General features: G+C 73.5%; 15 protein-coding genes. 9 read left to right on the top strand and 6 right to left on the bottom strand.

Annotated elements, in window-relative coordinates; all coding sequences use genetic code 11:
- Window positions 1-20: 20 nt before the first annotated feature.
- The 3 genes from ACFZCD_RS28880 to ACFZCD_RS28870 all read left to right on the top strand — a co-directional run bounded on the left by ACFZCD_RS28880 (window position 21) and on the right by ACFZCD_RS28870 (window position 4,709).
- The gene (locus ACFZCD_RS28880; protein WP_391835865.1) at window positions 21-2,945 is read left to right on the top strand and encodes a BTAD domain-containing putative transcriptional regulator; all 2,925 of its coding nucleotides are present in this window, start codon (window positions 21-23) and stop codon (window positions 2,943-2,945) included.
- A 550-nt stretch (window positions 2,946-3,495) separates the two neighbouring features.
- The gene (locus ACFZCD_RS28875) at window positions 3,496-3,738 is read left to right on the top strand and encodes a hypothetical protein (protein WP_391835863.1); all 243 of its coding nucleotides are present in this window, start codon (window positions 3,496-3,498) and stop codon (window positions 3,736-3,738) included.
- Window positions 3,739-4,400: 662 nt separating this feature from the next.
- On the top strand, window positions 4,401-4,709 hold the full coding sequence (locus ACFZCD_RS28870) for a hypothetical protein (RefSeq protein ID WP_391835861.1): 309 nt from the start codon (window positions 4,401-4,403) through the stop codon (window positions 4,707-4,709).
- Between the two features lie 27 nt (window positions 4,710-4,736).
- On the opposite strand, the gene ACFZCD_RS28865 is transcribed toward ACFZCD_RS28870, so the two are convergent.
- Together ACFZCD_RS28865 and ACFZCD_RS28860 are read right to left on the bottom strand one after the other, a co-directional pair.
- Window positions 4,737-5,174 carry a pyridoxamine 5'-phosphate oxidase family protein gene (locus tag ACFZCD_RS28865; protein WP_391835859.1) on the bottom strand — a complete coding sequence of 146 codons (438 nt, stop codon included), beginning with the start codon at window positions 5,172-5,174 and terminating at the stop codon, window positions 4,737-4,739.
- An 85-nt stretch (window positions 5,175-5,259) separates the two neighbouring features.
- Complete coding sequence (locus tag ACFZCD_RS28860) at window positions 5,260-6,900, bottom strand: FadD3 family acyl-CoA ligase (RefSeq protein WP_391835857.1); 1,641 nt, start codon at window positions 6,898-6,900, stop codon at window positions 5,260-5,262.
- 306 nt (window positions 6,901-7,206) lie between these two features.
- On the opposite strand from ACFZCD_RS28860, the gene ACFZCD_RS28855 reads away from it, so the two are divergent.
- The 3 genes from ACFZCD_RS28855 to ACFZCD_RS28845 are packed head-to-tail and all read left to right on the top strand — an operon-like array spanning window position 7,207 to window position 9,612.
- Window positions 7,207-8,352 carry a lipid-transfer protein gene (locus ACFZCD_RS28855; protein WP_391835855.1) on the top strand — a complete coding sequence of 382 codons (1,146 nt, stop codon included), beginning with the start codon at window positions 7,207-7,209 and terminating at the stop codon, window positions 8,350-8,352.
- Between the two features lie 4 nt (window positions 8,353-8,356).
- A complete protein-coding gene (locus ACFZCD_RS28850) occupies window positions 8,357-8,824 on the top strand; it encodes a Zn-ribbon domain-containing OB-fold protein (RefSeq protein ID WP_391835853.1) in 468 nt (155 codons plus the stop codon).
- Window positions 8,821-9,612 (top strand): enoyl-CoA hydratase/isomerase family protein, encoded by a 792-nt coding sequence (locus ACFZCD_RS28845; RefSeq protein ID WP_391835851.1) that lies wholly within the window; start codon window positions 8,821-8,823, stop codon window positions 9,610-9,612. The genes ACFZCD_RS28850 and ACFZCD_RS28845 overlap by 4 nt, the downstream gene beginning before the upstream one ends.
- 110 nt (window positions 9,613-9,722) lie before the next feature.
- Here the strand turns inward: ACFZCD_RS28845 and ACFZCD_RS28840 are convergent, their stop codons facing one another.
- A complete protein-coding gene (locus ACFZCD_RS28840) occupies window positions 9,723-12,239 on the bottom strand; it encodes a PQQ-binding-like beta-propeller repeat protein (RefSeq protein ID WP_391835849.1) in 2,517 nt (838 codons plus the stop codon).
- A gap of 489 nt (window positions 12,240-12,728) precedes the next feature.
- On the opposite strand from ACFZCD_RS28840, the gene ACFZCD_RS28835 reads away from it, so the two are divergent.
- The gene (locus ACFZCD_RS28835; protein ID WP_391835847.1) at window positions 12,729-13,376 is read left to right on the top strand and encodes a TetR family transcriptional regulator; all 648 of its coding nucleotides are present in this window, start codon (window positions 12,729-12,731) and stop codon (window positions 13,374-13,376) included.
- A 142-nt stretch (window positions 13,377-13,518) separates the two neighbouring features.
- On the opposite strand, the gene ACFZCD_RS28830 is transcribed toward ACFZCD_RS28835, so the two are convergent.
- Both ACFZCD_RS28830 and ACFZCD_RS28825 read right to left on the bottom strand, forming a co-directional pair.
- Complete coding sequence (locus ACFZCD_RS28830) at window positions 13,519-13,950, bottom strand: nitroreductase family deazaflavin-dependent oxidoreductase (protein WP_391836195.1); 432 nt, start codon at window positions 13,948-13,950, stop codon at window positions 13,519-13,521.
- 62 nt (window positions 13,951-14,012) lie between these two features.
- The gene (locus ACFZCD_RS28825) at window positions 14,013-15,230 is read right to left on the bottom strand and encodes an acyl-CoA dehydrogenase family protein (protein ID WP_391835845.1); all 1,218 of its coding nucleotides are present in this window, start codon (window positions 15,228-15,230) and stop codon (window positions 14,013-14,015) included.
- Window positions 15,231-15,318: 88 nt separating this feature from the next.
- On the opposite strand from ACFZCD_RS28825, the gene ACFZCD_RS28820 reads away from it, so the two are divergent.
- Both ACFZCD_RS28820 and ACFZCD_RS28815 read left to right on the top strand, forming a co-directional pair.
- Window positions 15,319-16,497, top strand: coding sequence for an acetyl-CoA acetyltransferase (locus tag ACFZCD_RS28820; protein ID WP_391835843.1), 1,179 nt, complete (start codon window positions 15,319-15,321; stop codon window positions 16,495-16,497).
- A gap of 59 nt (window positions 16,498-16,556) precedes the next feature.
- Window positions 16,557-17,246 carry a pyridoxal 5'-phosphate synthase gene (locus ACFZCD_RS28815; protein ID WP_391835841.1) on the top strand — a complete coding sequence of 230 codons (690 nt, stop codon included), beginning with the start codon at window positions 16,557-16,559 and terminating at the stop codon, window positions 17,244-17,246.
- Here the strand turns inward: ACFZCD_RS28815 and ACFZCD_RS28810 are convergent.
- Window positions 17,189-17,713: a Zn-ribbon domain-containing OB-fold protein gene (locus ACFZCD_RS28810; protein ID WP_391835839.1), complete on the bottom strand. Its 525-nt coding sequence runs from the start codon at window positions 17,711-17,713 to the stop codon at window positions 17,189-17,191. The two genes, ACFZCD_RS28815 and ACFZCD_RS28810, sit on opposite strands and share 58 nt — an antisense overlap.
- Window positions 17,714-17,859 lie beyond the last annotated feature (146 nt).

Below are 17,859 nucleotides of genomic sequence, written 5' to 3'. Positions count from 1 at the left end.
GGGACAAGCAGGGGGTCACCATGGCCGGCGACACAGGGCACGGGCAGCAGCTCCGATTCACCGTGCTCGGGCCCGTGCGGGCCCGCCGCGGCGGGGAGCTGCTGAACACCGGTTCGCCGCAGCAGCGGGCGCTCCTGGCCGCCTTGTTGCTGCGCGGGGGCCGGACCGCCACCGCGCCCGAGCTGGTGGACGCGCTGTGGGGTGACGAACCGCCGCACGCCGCTCTCGCCGCGCTGCGCACCTACGCCTCGCGGCTGCGGAAGTCCCTGGGGCAGGACGTCCTGGTGAGCGAGTCGGGGGGTTATGCCGTCCGGGTCGGCCTCGGCTGCCTGGACATCGACCGGGCCGAGCACCTCGTGGCCGAGGCCGAGAAGACCCGCGCCTCCGGTGACCGCCACCGTGCCCGCGACCTGATCAACGAGGCCCTGGGGATGTGGGACGGCGAGCCGCTCGCCGGGCTGCCCGGCCCGTACGCCGAGACCCAGCGCACGCGCCTGGAGGAGTGGCGGCTGTCGCTGATCGAGACCCGGCTGGACCTGGACCTGGAAGTCGGCAGCCACGCCGAGGCCGTCTCCGAGCTCACCGCCCTGACCGCCGCCCACCCGCTGCGCGAGCGCCTGCGCGAGCTGCTCATGCTCGCCCTCTACCGCAGCGGCCGCCAGGCCGAAGCCCTCGCCGTCTACGCCGACACCCGCCGCCTCCTCGCCGACGAACTCGGCGTCGACCCCTGCCCCGAACTGTCCGAACTCCAGCAGCGCATCCTCAACGCCGACGCCGACCTCGCCCTGCCCTTCATCCCGGACGACCGGCCCTGTGCCGGGCCCGCGTTCATCCGGCCCGCCCAGCTGCCGGCGACGGTCTCCGACTTCACGGGGCGCACCGCCTTCGTGGACGAGCTCGGCGACCAGCTCGCGACGTGCGACGGCCGGGTGATGGCCGTGTCGGCCGTCGCCGGCATCGGCGGCGTCGGCAAGACGACACTTGCGGTGCACGTCGCGCACGCCGCGCGGCACCACTTCCCGGACGGGCAGCTGTACGTGGACCTGCAGGGCGCCGGCCCCCTGCCCGCCGAGCCGGAAGCGGTGCTCGGATCGTTCCTGCGGGCCCTCGGCATCCTGGACGCCGCCATTCCGGACGGTGTGCAGGAACGGTCCGCGCTCTTCCGCTCCACCCTCGACGGCCGCCGCGTCCTGGCCCTGCTGGACAACGCCCGCGACGCCGCCCAGGTCCGCCCGCTGCTGCCCGGCACCGAAGGCTGCGCCGCGCTCGTCACCAGCCGGACGCGCATGGTGGGCCTCGCCGGCGCCCACCTGGTCGACCTGGACGTGATGAGCCCGGACGAGGCGCTGGTCCTCTTCACCCGGATCGTGGGCGCGGAGCGTGTGGACAGCGAGCGGGATGCGGCGATGGACGTCGTCGCGGCATGCGGCTTCCTGCCGCTGGCCATCCGCATCGCCGCCTCCCGGCTGGCCGCCCGCCGCACCTGGACCGTCTCCGTACTCGCCCGGAAACTCGGCGACGAACGCCGCCGCCTGGACGAGCTCCGCGCCGGCGACCTCGCCGTCAAGGCCACCTTCGAACTCGGCTACGGGCAGCTGGAGCCGGCCCAGGCCCGCGCCTTCCGGCTGCTGGGACTTGCCGACGGCCCGGACATCTCCCTGGCCGCCGCCGCAGCCGTCCTGGACCTGGACACCGACGCCACCGAAGAACTGCTGGAATCGCTCGTCGACACCTCCCTGCTGGAGTCCGCCGCACCCGGCCGCTACCGCTACCACGACCTCGTACGCCTCTACGCGCGTGCATGCGCCGAACGCGACGAATACCCGCCCGGCGAGGGCGAGGCCGCCCTCTCCCGGCTGCTCGACTTCTACCTCGCCACTGCGGCCGGCGTGTACGTGCTGGAGCGCCCCGGCGACCAGCTCCTCGCCCACCTGACGCCCACGTCCCACCCGGGGCTCGACTTCACCGACCAGGCCGCGGCGGCCGACTGGCTCTTCGCCGAGGCCGGCTGCCTGCTCGCCTGCGTCCGGCAGCACGCGTCCGCCACGGGCGGCACCCTGCGGCGCTCCGTCGACCTCCTGCTCGCCGCCAAGGACCTCGCGGAGTCCGGCGCCGACTCCCGGCTCTACGAGCAGGCCGCCACGGCGCTGCTGGCCGCCGCGCAGGCGGCCGGGGACACCCGGGCCGAGGGCCGCGCCCGGACCGTGCTCACACACGTGCACAGCCTCGCCGGACGCTTCGACCGGGCGGACGAGCACGCCCTGCACGCCGTCCTCCTCGGCCGCGCCACGGAGGACCCCATCCCCTGCGGTTACGCCTCCAACAACCGCGGCATCATCGCCACCTACCAGCACCGTTACGAGGACGCCGAGGCGTACATCGAGCAGGCCCTGGAGTGCTTCCGCGAGGACGGCAACCGGCCGTGCGAGGCGAGCGCCCTCAGCAACCTGGCCCGGGTCCACATCGAGACCGGGCGCATCGGTTCGGCCATCGAGCTCGTGGAACAGGCCATCGCCATCTACCGCGAGAACAAGGTCAGCTGGCGGCTCGCGAACGGCCTGTACTCGTACGGACTGGCCCTCACCCACGCACGGCGTTTCGACGAAGCGCTGCTGCAGCTCAACAACGCCATGTCGATCTTCGTCGACAACCGGCAGCGGCTCTGGGAGGCCATGACCCACTACCGGCTGGCGGAGGTCCACCTCGCGGCCGGCCGGCCGACCGCCGCGGCCCACCACGCCGAGCAGGCGCTGAAGATCCGCGGCATCGGGGGCGAGTGGCGGCGCAGCAACATCCTGACGGTGCTGGGGCGCTCGCTCGAAGCGCTGGGGCAGCCGGGCCGGGCGCGCGCCTGCTGGACGGAGGCGCTGGCGGTCTACGAGCAGCTGGGAGCGCCGGAGGCGGCGGAGGTACGGAGGCTGCTGTCGGTGGTGCCGGCGGCGTAGGGCAGGGACGGCGTAGGGCAGGCATGGCGTAGAGCGCGCATGGTGCAGGGCGCCCGCGGCATCGGGCACGGTTGGCGTGCGCGCACGGACGGCGTAGAGCACGCACGCCATCGGGCTCGCGCGGCATCGGGCGAACTGCCGGGCGGTGGGTGGAACTCTGCGCTCCTGGGTAGCGAGCAAGGAGCGGGCCCGGCAGGCTCCGGGTGTCCTGCGCCCCTGCACGGGCCGGCGCGGGCCCGGAGCGGCCGCCGGACGGGGCGCGGAGCGGCCTGCGAAACGGCCGCGGAACGGCCCTGGAACGGCCCTGGAACGGCCCGGAAAAACGCTGTCACGTGCCCGTTCATCGATCGTTTATCGCGACACGGCAGTCTGAGTGCTGTCGATCCGTCGCGTCGGGGGGCAGACGGGTCGTAGGTGAGGCCTCACCTCAGGGGTGATCAGCCCCAGTCCCCGTCCGGCGGCCATCGGGGGAGTCGCCGGGCGGGTTCTGCATCCCAGCACCAACCCCTCACGCCAAACGACTCGCACCGACACATCGGAGTTGATCGCTATGAGCGATGAGCCCAAGCTCGCGCCAGGCGTGGCCACACCACAGGACGACCACACCACGGGGGGATCGTTCGCAGCGGGGCAGCAGTTCGCGCCGCCGCCGGACGACCACGCCACGATCGGCGAGCCCGTCATCCTCAAGGACAAGAACGTCCTGAAGAAGAAAAAACCCGTTCCGGGTGATGACATGGTCGTCATGGACGACCACACCACCGGGGACAAGCCCAAAACCGGGCTGATCTGATCGGGTCCCCGGGGCGGGGGATTTCTGGCCGGAAACATCGGCGGTCAGAATTCCCCGGCCCGGGGCTCAGGGGGAGAGCACGACGGGGAGCCGTTCCGGGGGAGGAAGATCCACAGGGAACGCACCCGGGCACGACGCACGACGGGGGAACCACACGGGGGAACGCACGACAAGGGATGCAGGACAGGGGGAAACGCGGAACGGGGGTTCCGTACGGGGGACACGCACGACGGGGGAGAACCAACGGGGGTTTTCCAACGGGGGATTTCCAACGGGGGTCGTCCGGCGCATGAGCAGTACGGGGGGCGCCGGACGGGGAGAAGGGCGCCACAGCACGGGGGAACGCACGACAACTGAAGAGACAACAGAACAACGGGGGATTTTCAACGGGGGAAAAGAACAACGGGGGAACGCGCACAACAACTGAAGAGGGATGTCCCAACGGGGGACTGTCAGGGGCCGGCGTCGGCAGCACGGAGGGGAAGCCGTCGACGCCGACCCCTGCAGTCATGCGCCCAGCGGCGCTGAACTGCACACAGCAGGACCGGAGTTCATATATGCACTTCGGTCCGAACGGCGGACGCAGTCGTCCTCACCCGCTACCTTCGCCGACACGTGCACCACCACTGCATCACTACCCCCCGAATCAGAGGAGTCGGAAAATGAACGGCACGAGTACGCGTACGAAGAAGGCCCTTGTCATAGCCGCGATGACCGCCATGGCCGCCGCCGGAGCGCTGGCCACAGCGGGTCCCGCGGCCGCCGACGACCACCTGACCCTGGCGACGCCGTCCGGCCTGGCACGCCTCGCGCACCCCATCGGCGGCGACGACCACGGCACGGGCGGCCGCGACGACCATGGCACCGGTGGCCGGGACGACCACGGCACGGGCGGCCGCGACGATCACGGCACCGGCGGCCGGGACGACCACGGCACCCTGCGGGCCGGCCCCGCCGCAGCGGCACGCTAGGCCCGGCTGCGGCGCCGGTCCTGCCCGTCAGCTCGCGGCCCCCAGGTCGGCCGAGTGCCAGTGCCGCGGCCGCAGCCTGATCGCCACGACCGCTTCCGGGTCGGCCATGATCCTCTCCACGTGCCCGTCCACTGCCGCTTCCGTCGGCAGGTAACGGACGGCGATCTCCCTCGCCAGCTCCTCCGTCGCCGTTTCGAGCGACACGAGCTCGCCCTCGACGGAGACATACCGGTACGTCGGAGACGTCCGGTCCACCAAGAGAGTGCATCGCCCGGCGTCGGCAATGAGCTGTGCTTTGCGGGAGGCGCGGCCGGTGACGAGGACGACCTCGCCGCCCGGACGGTAGAGATACCAGACGGGCACGTTCACCGGTCCGCGCCCTTCGCCGGCTTCGACGGCGAGCGCCGCGACATGCGGGCCGGCCAGGAACTTCTCACGCTCTTCGACGGACAGCGGCATCGGCATCCACCTCGTGTACGGTCGGGGCTCCTCGGGGCCATCTTCGCCCCGCGGCCCGCCCGGCACCGCCGGCCGCGCCGCTGTTCCTCACTCATTCCGCCGCCGTTCCACCGGCCGGCCGCAGCCCCTGCTTGATCACCTTGCCGGAGGCGTTGCGCGGCAGCCCCGGCACGAATTCCACCTCCCGCGGCACCTTGTACGCGGCCATCTCGCGCCGCGCCCAGTCGATGAGCTCGTCCCCGGACGGGACCGGGCCGCCGCCCCTGCGGACCACGTAGGCCTTGCCGACCTCGCCCAGCCGCTTGTCCGGCACCCCCACGACGGCGGCCTCGGCTATGCCCGGATGCCGGACGAGCAGCCGCTCCACCTCCGCCGGGTACACGTTGAAGCCCCCGACCACGAACATGTCCCTGGCCCGGTCGGTGATCCGCAGGTTGCCGTCGTCGTCCAGCACGCCGATGTCACCCGTGTGCAGCCAGCCGTCCGCGTCGACCGCCTCCGCCGTGGCCCCCGGGTCTTCGAAGTAGCCCGACATGACCTGGTAGCCGCGCACCAGCACCTCACCCGGCCTGCCCGGCGGCAGCACCTTCCCGTCGGGCCCGGCGACCCTGACCTCGGTGTCCGGCAGGGCCCGGCCCGACGTGCCCGCCACGACCCCGGCCGGGTCGTGGCGCCGGCACATAGTGACGACACCGGTGGCCTCGCTCATCCCGTAGGCCGTCAGCACCGTGGGGATGCCGGCCTCCTCCCGCAGCCGCTCGACCAGCCGCGGGTCGACGGCCGCCGCCCCCGTCACCACCAGCCGCAGCGACGACAGCGCGCACACCGGCCGGGCGGGGTGGTCGAGCAGCGACTGGAGAAGCGTGGGCGGGCCGGGCAGCACGGTGATGCGCTCCGCCGCGATGCCGGCCAGCACCGTGTCCGCCGCGAAGACCGCCTGCGGCACCATGACCGCGCCGCGCATCAGACAGGCGAGCACACCGGCCTTGTAGCCGAAGGTGTGGGAGAACGGGTTGACAATCAGATAGCGGTCTCCTCTCCGCAGTCCGGCGATGTCGCACCAGGCACCGAAGGCACGCAAGGTCTGGGCATGGGTGACGACCACGCCCTTGGGCTCACCCGTGGTGCCGGAGGTGAAGATGATGTCCGAGGGCGCGTCGGGGCTGACGGCGTTCGCCCGCACCCGGACGGCCCAGGCGGGCACCGCGTCCCCGGCTGCGAGGAACTCCTTCCAGGTCCGGAACCCCGAGGGGGCGTCCTCGGCCAGAACCACGACCTGCTGCAGGTGCGGCAACCCCGGAAGGGGCGCCTGCCTGCGGGCCGTTCCCGGGAGGGGGGCCGCCCCGCCCGCAGCCCGCCGCAGCGCGGCGACGTAGGACGTGCCCAGGAAGGTGCCGGTGACGAAGAGCAGCTTCGCCCGCGTGCGCCCGAGCACCTGGACCGCCTCGGCACCCTTGAGCCGGGTGTTCACCGGGACGAGGACCGCTCCGGCCGTCACGGCCCCGAGGGCGGAGACGATCCAGTCGAGCGTATTCGGCGCCCAGACGGCCACGCGGTCGCCGGCCTCGACGCCCGCCGCGAGGCACCCGGCGGCGGCGCGCTCGATCCGGGCGGCGAGCTGCTCGTAGCCGATCCTGGTGCGGCCCTCGACGACGGCCTCGCGGTCGCCGTAGCGCGCGGCGGCCGTGCGGACCAGCCGGGGTACGGACATGAACTCCAGGTCTCCGCGCATCGCGTGCCCTCCCCGCCGCCCCGGCCGGCCCAATGCTGACTATTCGTCAGATTAGCGATAGCCTTCCGCGCTGTCAGCAGGGGAAGCAGCGGTAGCAGGGAGACCAACCGGAGCGCCGAGGCGACGGAGGCGACGATGGCCACGAGACGCACGACACCCGCAACTCCCCGGGCGGCGAAGGCGCGCACGGAACCGAAGGCGCCAACGGAACCGCAGTCCCGAACGGAGCGGAAGGAGCGCACGGGCCGCACAGCTTCTGAGGCTTCCTCTTCTGCGACTGCCTCTTCTGCAGCTTCTGCAGCCTCAGTGCTACTCAAGGACGCCACCGCGATCGTCGGCATCGGGCAAACCCCCTTCGCCCGCCGTCTCGACGCTTCGGAGAAGACCCTGGCCTGCCGCGCGATCCTGGCCGCCCTGGACGACGCGGGCATCCCTCCGTCCCAGGTCGACGCCCTCGCCTCCTACACCATGGAGGAGACCGACGAGGTCGAGATCGCCAAGGCCATCGGCGCGGACGACATCACCTTCTTCGCCCGGACCGGCTTCGGCGGCGGTGCCTCCTGCGCCACCGTCGCCCACCTCGCCGCGGCGATCGTCACCGGACAGGCGTCCGTCGGCGTCGCCTGGCGCTCCCGCAAGCGCGGCTCGGGTCCCCGCCCCTGGACCAACACCCGTGCGCAGCTGCCCACCCCCGCGCAGTGGACCCGCCCCTACGGCCTGCTGCGGCCGGCCGACGAGATCGGCATGCTCGCCCGCCGCTACATGCACGAGTACGGCGCCACCCGGGACCACTTCTTCAACGTCGCCCGTGCCTGCCGCGACCACGCCAACCGGAACCCGGCCGCCGTCATGCACGGGCGCCCGCTGACCCGCGAGGCCTACATGACCTCGCGCTGGATCAGCGAACCCCTCTGCCTCTACGACAACTGCCTGGAGACGGACGGCGCCCTGGCCTGCGTCCTCGTCTCCGCCGACCGGGCCCGCGACTGCCGCCGCTCCCCCGTCTACGTGCACTCCGCCGCGCAGGGGCTGCCGGCCCAGCACCACGGCATGGTCAACTACTGGAACGACGACCCGCTCACCGGCCCCTCCTGGACCGCCGCCCGGCAGCTCTGGAAGACGGCCGACTTCGGCCCGGGCGACATCGACGTCGCCCAGATCTACGACGCCTTCACCCCGCTCATCCCGCTCTCCCTCGAAGGCTACGGCTTCTGCGGGCGCGGCGAGGGCGCAGCCTTCACCGAGGACGGGGCGCTCGGGCTCGGCGGCCGGCTCCCCCTGAACACCGGCGGCGGCGGGCTCAGCGAGGCCTACGTGCACGGCTTCAACCTCATCACCGAAGGCGTCCGGCAACTGCGCGGCACCTCCACCGCGCAGGTGCCCGGCGCCACGACCTGCCTGGTCACGGCGGGCGAGGGCGTCCCCACATCGGCGCTGCTGCTGAGGAGTTGAGCTCATGTCCTCCATGATGAGGGGCACCACTGACAACGGCCCGCTGCTGCCCGAGCCCGACGAGGACGGGGCGCCGTTCTGGGAGTTCGCTTCCCGCGGCGAGCTGCGCATCCAGGCCTGCAGCCACTGCCGCGAGCTGCGGTTCCCGCCGCGCCCGTGCTGCCCGCACTGCCAGTCCTTCGACAGTGAGTGGCAGAAGATGAGCGGCCACGGCCGCATCTGGTCGTACGTCCTGCCCCACCCGCCCCTCCTGCCCGCCTACGCCGCCCGGGCCCCGTACAACGTGGTGGTCGTGGAGCTGGCGGAGGCCCCGCGCATCCGCCTCGTCGGCAACCTCGTCGCGGCGCCGGACGCGGAGATCGACTCCATGGACCCCGAACAGCTCTACATCGGCGCTCCGGTGCACGTCACCTTCGCCCGGCTCGCGGGCGGCTTCACCGTGCCGCGCTGGCTGCTGGAGGCGTCGTCGTGAGCGGCGACGGACGCCGCGGCCCGGGCGTGCGCGCGGAGGTCCGCACGGACGGCGTCGCCCTCGTTACCCTCGACCGGCCCGAGCGTCACAACGCCCTCGACCTGGCTGCCGCCGCCGAACTCGCCGCGATATGGCGCCGGTTCCGCTTCGACGACGCCGTCCGGGCCGTCGTCCTGACCGGCGCCGGCGATCGGGCCTTCTGCACCGGCATCGACCGCTCGGCCGGTGTCCCCCAGCCCGCCTCGCCCTACTCCCTGGACGATCCCCTGCGCGATACCGGACCCAAATCGGCCGACCTGTGGAAGCCGGTTATCGCGGCGGTCGGCGGCATGGCGTGCGGCGGGGCGTTCTACCTGCTCGGCGAGGCGGAGTTCGTCGTGGCCGCCGAGAATGCCACCTTCTTCGATCCGCACACGACGTACGGCATGGTCAGCGCCTACGAGACGATCCACATGGCGCAGCGCATGCCCTTCGGCGAGGCTTCCCGCACGGCTCTGATGGGCACCGCCGAGCGGCTCTCCGCGCGGCGCGCGTACGAGATCGGGCTCGTTTCCGAGCTGACCGCGCCCGGGGAGGCCGTCGCCGCGGCCCTGCGCGCGGCCGCCGTCATCGCCGGCTACCCGACGGAGGCGGTCCAGGGCACGGTGCGGGCCCTGTGGGCGGCCAAGGAGGCCGCGCGCGAGCGGGCGCTCTCCCTGGCCCCGCACCTGATCTCCCTGGGCAACCTGCCCCCGGAGGAGCAGGCCCGGTTGTTCACCTCACGGCAGCGGGGCCACCGCCTGCGCTGACGGGAGCGTGCGCTGCAGCCGGCACAAGACTGCGTGCCGGCGGAAGGCTGCGTGCCTGCAGCAGGCTGCGTGCGCCACCGGCGCCCACGCGGCCGCGCGGCCGCGCCCTGTCAGCGCCGTGATGCCATCCCCGTTCCCTTGGCCGCGTCCAGGGCGTACACGCAGCGGTCCTTGCTGCACGCGTAGACCACGCCGCCCGCCGCCACCGGCGAGCCGGTGATCTCCCCGCCCGTGGCGAGCTTCCAGCGCAGCTGGCCGCCCGCCGCGTCCACCGTGTACAGGCAGTGGTCGGCGGAGCCGAAGTGGATGCGGCCGTCGGCGACGACCGGGGAGCCGATCACGTCACCGCCGGCGGCGAACCGCCACTTCGGCGTGCCGGTGACCGCGTCCAGGGTGTAGAGCGCGCCTCCGCTGCCCAGGTGGACGGAGCCCGCCGCCACCAGCACCGGCTCCGTGGACTGCCGGGCCTCCGTGGCGATGCGCCAGCGGTCCCGGCCGGTGGCCGCGTCCAGGGCGTAGACGGTGCCCAGGTAGTCGGCGATGTAGACGCCGCCTCCGGTGACCGCGGGGCCGGGTGCGAAGGCGGGCGGGCTGAGGAAGACGGCAGGGGCCTCGAAGCGCCAGCGCACGTCACCGCGCGCCACGTCGATGGCCAGCACGCGGGTGCCCGCGGCGACGTACACGACGCCGTCGGGGGCGGCCAGGAGCCTTACGGGCACGCCGCCGCACGAGGCGGTGTCGCCCACCGGGTACGACCAGCGCTCGGCGCCGGTACGGGCCTCCAGGGCCCGCAGGCGGGCGTCGGCCCACACGTACACGACGCCGTCGTGGACGAGCGGCCCGCAGTCCGGCGTCTCGAAGTCGGTCTGGGCGCCGCCCATCTCCCACAGCAGCTCGCCGTTGGCGGCCTCCCAGGCCTGGACGCCGCCGCCGCGCGTGCCCGTGACGACCGTGCCGCGGTCGGCCCGCAGGGAGTAGACCCAGCCGTCGGTGGCGAGCCGCCAGCGCTCGGCGCCGTCGGCCGCGTCCAGGGCGTAGAGCGTGGGCCCGTCGGAGGCGTGGATGCGCCCGTCGGTGACGGCCATCGCCCAGGCCACGTCCCGGGTCTTGAACTGGCGCCGCCCGGTGGCCACGTCGAGGGCGTGCACCTCGAAGGAGGTGACGTACAGCAGCTCGCCGGCGACGGTCGGCGTACCCCAGACGTCGTTGGACATGCGGAACCGCCAGGGCCGCCAACGTCCCTGGTCGGCGGCGGAGTTGGCACCGTCGGGCACGGGGCCGGTCGCCTGGGCGGGGACCGCTGCGGGTGCTCCGCCGGGCACGCCGGCAGGCGGGCGCACCCAGCCCGTCGCGGGCCCGGTGCCGGCCTGGGAGCGGGACTCGCGGCCGTCGGCGGCGCGCGGGCCGGGGCCGATGGGGACTTGCGCCCCCGCCAGCCGGACGGCGCCGTCCTGCGCGGGCGGCGCCGGATAGCGGGCCGGCGGGGCGAGCGGGGCCGTACCGGCGGCGACGCGGGAGTCGTGGGGTGTGCTCAGGCCTCCGCGCGGGTCGTGCCCGACGGGCATCGGGGAGCGGCCGGTGCCGCGCCCGTCCCCCCAGGCGGGGCCGCTGTGGGCGGCGGGGCCCGACGCGTCGTAGGCGGGCGCGGGGGTGGGCGGCTGCGCGGGGGGCGGCGGGGCGGCGGGGCGGCTGCGGCCCGTCCTGCCGGTGCCGGCCGCCGCGGGCCGGTGGCCCGCGCGACGCTGTTCGATGAGCGAGACGGCGTTGTCCGGCAGCCAGGCGGAGGCCGTCCCGCTGTCGTCACCCCCGCCGGAGGCGAAGAGGTGGGGGGCCAGCTCGGACTGCAGGTCGGCGGGGCTCGGCCGGTGCTCGGCGGCCATCTGCATGCAGGAGTCGATCAGGGGCCGCAGCTCGTCGGGCAGGCCGCTCAGGTCGGGGCCCTCGCGGAGGAGCATGAAGACCGTCTCCACGGGGTTCGCGCCGTGGAAGGGGGCGTGGCCGGTGGCCGCGAAGACGAGGGTGGAGCCGAGGGAGAAGATGTCGCTGGAGCCGGTGACGCTGCGGGAGTCCCGCGCCTGCTCGGGGGACATGTAGGCGGGCGTGCCTACGGCGACGTTGGTCATCGTCAGCCGGGTGTTGGAGACGCCGGAGGCGATGCCGAAGTCGATGACGCGCGGGCCGTCCTCGACGACGAGGACGTTCGACGGCTTCAGGTCGCGGTGGACGAGGCCCGCGCCGTGGATGGACTGCAGGGCCTCGGCGATCCCGGCCGCGAGCCAGCGCACGGCCTGGGCGGGCAGGGGACCGCACTCGTTGACGATCTCTTCGAGGGAGGGTGCGGGCACGTACGCGGTGGCCAGCCAGGGCACGGCGGCGCGCGGGTCGGCGTCGACGACGGCCGCGGTGTAGAAGCCGCTGACCGCGCGGGCCGCCTCCACCTCGCGGGTGAAACGGACCCGGAAGAGCTGGTCCTCGGCGAGCTCCGTCCGCACCGTCTTGATCGCCACCCGCCGGCCGGACGCCGAGCGGGCGAGATAGACCAGCCCCATGCCACCGGCACCGAGTCGGCCGAGCACCTCGAACGGGCCGATCCGTCTCGGGTCGTGCTGCGTAAGCTGCTCCACCACTGACCTGCCACCTCCCCGTCGGGGCTTGAAGGGTTTCAGCCCCGTGCAGCGTCTCACCGCGAATTATCCCGGGGTACGCATGCTGATTCTTCCTGGCGAACGACGCGGTGGCGAAACCGGGTCGCGCTTCACCCTCTCCCCACCACATGCGGAACGACTCGTCCCGCGGCTCCTACCCCCGCTTCCCGTGCGCGACCCACCGCTGCCCCCGGGGGCTTCCGGCACGGCCCGCGGGAGATGTCACGACTGCCACGGTAGCGGGGGAACGAGGGCTTCCGGCGGACCTGTGGACAACCGTGCGAAGGGTCTCCGGTGCGCGTTGTCCACAGCCTGTTGATAAGACGATTCACCGGTACGGGCCAATCCCCGGCGATCTTCCCGCGGTCCCCCGCATCCCGCCTGAGCTGGGCTTACACCCCACTTCGGACCCCTGCCCCCATTTGCATGCGGCCGGATCGCGCTCCGATCACCCCTCGGTAAGCTGACGGCATGACAGGACAAGTACGCACCGTCGACGGCCGCGTGGCCGGCCGACGCGGACAGGCGACGCGGCAGAAGCTGCTCGACTGCCTCAGCGAAATGCTCAGCTCCTCTCCCTACCGCGACGTCAAGGTCATCGACGTCGCCCGCAAGGCCGGCACCTCGCCCGCGACCTTCTACCAGTACTTCCCGGACGTCGAGGGCGCGGTCCTCGAGATCGCCGAGGAGATGGCGAAGGAGGGCGCGAGCCTGACCGAGCTCGTCTCCGGGCGGGCCTGGGTCGGCAAGTCCGGCTGGCAGGCCGCCGAGGAGCTCGTGGACGGCTTCCTCGGGTTCTGGCGCAAGCACGACGCCATCCTGCGGGTGGTCGACCTCGGGGCGGCCGAGGGCGACAAGCGGTTCTACAAGATCCGCATGAAGATCCTCAACGCCGTCACCAGCTCCCTGACGGACTCCGTCAAGGAGCTCCAGTCCAAGGGCAAGGTGGACAAGGACGTGAACCCCGCGGCGGTCGCCGGGTCGCTCGTCGCCATGCTCGCCGCGGTGGCCTCGCACCAGAAGGGCTTCCAGAGCTGGGGCGTCAAGCAGGCCGAGCTCAAGCCGAACCTCGCCCTCCTCGTCCACCTGGGCATCACGGGCAAGAAGCCGACGAGGTAGCCTCCGGCAGCTTCCGGCGCACTCCGGCACCTCGTACGCCTGCGCGTCCGTACCCCTGCACGTCCTGTCATCGCAGCGGCGGGCCCCACCGGCAGGGCCCGGAGGGGGCCCGCCGCCGTGGTTTTCACCGGCTACCGGCCCGTCACCGCCGCTCCAGCCGGAACAACCGGATCTCCCGTTCCACACGCGCCTGGTACCGCGCGTACGGCGGCCAGAACGCCACCACTTCCGCCCATACGGCCTCCCGCTCCGCGCCGCGCAGCAGCCGCGCGCGCACCGGCACGTCCCGGCCTCTCCAGCTGATCTCCGCCTCCGGGTGCGCCAGCAGGTTCGCCGACCACGCGGGGTGACCCGGACGGCCGAAATTGCTTCCCACGAGCACCCAGGCGACCGGCGCGGTCCTCGGGCCCTCGGGCATGCAGGCGAGCGGAGTGCGCCGGGGCAGCCCGGTCCGGGCACCCGTCGACGTGAGCACCAGGCTGGGCAGCAGCCGGGAGCTGAGCAGCGTCCTGCCGCCCGTCAGCCGGTGCACCGCACGGTCCAGGGCCGGGATGACGAGCGGCGCGATCCTCATGAACGTACGGGTCGAGGAGACCCGCTGCACGATGCGTTCCGTACGCTCCGCCCCGGCGGCGTTCACAGGGCCACCGCTTCCCGGCCGGTCCGCCCCGCGAACAGCCCGGCGAGCTCCGCGGCCCGGGCCCGCAGCCGCTCCGGCGGGCCGAAGAGCAGGGCGTCCGAAGCAGCCCGTTTGAAGTACAGCTGAACGTCGTGCTCCCACGTCACCCCGAGGCCCCCGTGCAGCTGGACGGCCTCCGCGGCCACCACCTGCTGCGTCTCCAGGGCCTGCGCGAGGGCGACCCCCGCATCCCCGCCGGAGCAGCCGCCCGGAGCCGTGGTTCCCGCCGCCCACGCCGCGTAATAGGCGGCCGAGCGCGCGGCCTGCAGGGACACGTACAGGTCGGCCAAGCGGTGCTTGACGGCCTGGAAGGAACCGATCGGCCACCCGAACTGCTCGCGCGTCCGCACGTGGCCGACCGTCCGCTCCAGCGCCCGGTCCGCCGCCCCGACGGCCTCCGCGGCCAGCATCGCCGCGACGCCCATGCCCACCCGCGCCAGCGCCTCCGCAACGCCGCCGTCCGCGCTGCCCAGCAGATCGGCCTCGGCGTCCCGCAGCTCGATCCGGGCCTGGGGCCGCGTCTCGTCCAGGGCGGTCAGCCGCGTACGGCGCACCCCGCGGACCACATCCGGCCGCAGGACGAACAGCAGCGTGCGGCCCCGGACATATCCGCCCGCGCGCGCGGCGACCAGCAGCAGCCCCGCACTGTGCCCGTCGAGGACCTGGCCCGCCTCTCCGTACAGCCGCCAGGCCCGCCCCTCCGGCCGCGCCTGCACGCCGCCCGTCCTGCCGCCTCCGGCCCAGGCACCACTGCCCGGCCCGGTGAGGCCGAGCGCCGCGGGCAGCGGGGCGCAGGGCAGCGCGAGGGCGCCCGTCAGCTCGCCGGAGGCGATACGGGGCAGCAGCTCGGTCCGCTGCGCGCGCGTGCCCAGCGCCGCGACGAGGGGGGCCACCAGGCCGGCCGTCGCGAGCAGCGGGGACGGGAGCAGCACCCGGCCCGTCTCCTCGCAGGCCAGTACGAGCTCGGTGGGGCCGCAGCCCACGCCTCCGTGGCGCCGCTCGACGGCCAGTCCGGGCAGGCCGAGCTGTTCGGCCAGCTGCCGCCACAGGGTTTCGTCGTGACCGGCCCGGGTGCGGACCGCGGCCCGGAGCTCCTCGGGGCCGCAGCGCTTGAGCAGCAGCTCGTGCAGGGTGCGCCGGATCTCGCCCTGCTCCTCGGTGAATGCGGCGTCCATGGGCAACACTCTCCAGGATTCTGACGGGGCGTCATATTAAGCGCGCCGGGCACGCTTTCCCAGAGCGAATCTGATGTAGCGTCAGTTCATGGCTGCTGTCCGCCGCACACGCAAGGCCGCCGTGCTCGGCATCGCACTCTCCGACTGCGGACGGGTCGATTCCGCCACCCCCTACGACCTGCACGCGCAGGCCGCCCGGCGCGCCCTCGCCGACTCCGGGCTCCCCCGGACCGCCGTCGACGGCCTCGCCTCCGCCGGGCTGGGCACGCTGGCCCCCCTGGAGATCGCCGACCACCTGGGACTGCGTCCCGCGTGGACCGACTCGACCTCGGTCGGCGGCGCCACCTGGGAGGTCATGGCGGCCCACGCCGCCGACGCCATCGCCGCAGGCCACGCGAACGCCGTCCTCCTGGTCTACGGCTCCACCGCCCGCGCCGACCTCAAGGCCGGCCGCCGGACCGCCGGCCTGTCCTACGGCACGCGCGGCCCGCTGCAGTTCGAAGCACCGTACGGGCACACGCTCATCGCCAAGTACGCGATGGCCGCCCGCCGCCACATGCACGAGTACGGCACCACCCTCCGGCAGCTCGCCGGCATCGCCGTACAGGCCCGCGCCAACGCACTGCACAACCCGCACGCCATGTACCGCGACCCGATCACCGTCGACGACGTCCTGGACGGCCCGGTGATCGCCGACCCCTTCACCAAGCTCCAGTGCTGCATCCGCTCGGACGGCGGCTGCGCCGTGCTGCTCGCGGGCGAGGACTACGTCGCGGACGCGGCCCGCCCGCCGGTGTGGGTCCTGGGCGCCGGAACGGCGGTCTCCCACACCACGATGTCGGAATGGGAGGACTTCACCGTCTCCCCCGCCGCGCGCTCGGGACCCCTGGCCTTCGAGCGCGCGGGGATCACCCCTGCCGAGGTGGACGTGGCCGAGCTGTACGACGCGTTCACCTACATGACGCTGGTGACCCTTGAGGACCTCGGTTTCTGCGCGAAGGGCGAGGGCGGCGCCTTCGCCGAACACGGCCGGCTGACGATCGGCGGCGGGCTGCCGGTCAACACGGACGGCGGAGGCCTCTCCGCCTGCCACCCCGGGATGCGGGGCCTCTTCCTGCTCGTCGAGGCCGTACGCCAGCTGCGCGGCGAGGCCGAGGAGGGCCGCCAGGTCCGCAGACCGGACGGCGAGCTCCCGAGGATCGCCGTCGCGTCGGGCACGGGCGGCTGGTTCTGCTCGGCGGGGACGCTGGTCCTGGCGCGCGACTGACCGGGCCTCCTGAAGCCGAGGGAGGGGGCGGACGGGGCTCCGGCAGGTTGAATGACCCCATGAGCGACGCACCGGACGACACCCGCCGGCAGGACTTCCACGCCCTCCTGCGCTCCCTCCCCGTGTGGGACACGGAGCTGCCCCACTTCGACCCCGCCTCCGCCCCCGCCGCCCCGCTGCCCCTCTTCCGGCAGTGGCTGTGCGAGGCCGCCGCCGCAGGCTCCCCGGAACCCCACACGATGACGCTCGCCACCGCCGACGCGGCCGGCCGCCCCTCCGTGCGGACCCTGATGCTCCACGACGCCGACGAGCGCGGCTGGCACTTCGCCACCCACCGCACGAGCCGCAAGGGCCGCGAGCTGGCCGTACGACCCGAGGCGGCCCTGGGCTTCTACTGGCCGGCGGTCGGCCGTCAGGTCCGCATCCAGGGCACGGTCACGGCCGCGGGCCCCGAGGAGAGCCGGGCGGACCTGGCCCGGCGGTCCACGGGAGCGCTGGCAGCGGCGCTCGTGGGCAGGCAGAGCGAGGTGCTGCCCTCGTACGAGAAGCTGGAGCGCGCCTCGGACGCCGCCTGGGAACGGGCCCGCCGCGAGCCCGGCGCCCCCGTCGACAGCTGGACGCTGTACGTCCTGGAGGCGCAGGAGGTCGAGTTCTTCCAGGGCGACGCCCGGCGCCGGCACGTGCGCCTGAACTACCGCCGCCGCGCCTCCCCGGAGGACGGCTGGTCGACCGAGCTGCTCTGGCCCTGAGCGGGTGACGAGGCGGGGGTGAAGACCGGCACGGACAGGGGCGGCCGCCCTGCCGGGAGCTCCCCCTCCAGCCTCCGGAAGCCGGCGGTGAGCGGCATGCCGATGCGCAGTCCGTCCTCCTCGCAGCCGACGATTTCGGTCATCATGCGCGGGCCTTCCGCAAGGTCCACCACGGCCGCGGTGTACGGCAGCCGCCCGCCGAAAGGCGGCAGGTCGTTCACGTGGACCACCGACCAGGTGTAGAGCACGGCCCGGCCGCTCGCCGTCTCCCAGACGACGTCCTCGCTCCAGCAGCGCGGGCAGAACTCCCGGGGATAGTGATGCGCCTGCCCGCAGCCGGCCGCACGGCACCGGCGTATGAGCAGCCGGCCCCGGCCCGCCGCCTCCCAGTAGGGGCGGGAGAAGGCATCGGCTTCCGGAACGTCGAATCGCGGCGCCGGAGGCTCGGGCGGCCGATTCGCATGCAATGCCTCAACCCCCTTGCATTTACTGCCCGTTTTCCGGGAATCACCCCTGCCCCGGCCTTCGTTTGTTTGCCCGCAGCGCCATTCCTGACAGAACGTCAGCTCTGTAGCCTGACTATACGTCAGCTTGTCGGCCATTGAGCAGGAGT

This window comes from Streptomyces sp. NPDC008001, assembly GCF_042958085.1.
GTDB lineage: Bacteria > Actinomycetota > Actinomycetes > Streptomycetales > Streptomycetaceae > Streptomyces.
This window is presented reverse-complemented; position numbering and strand designations above follow the sequence as displayed.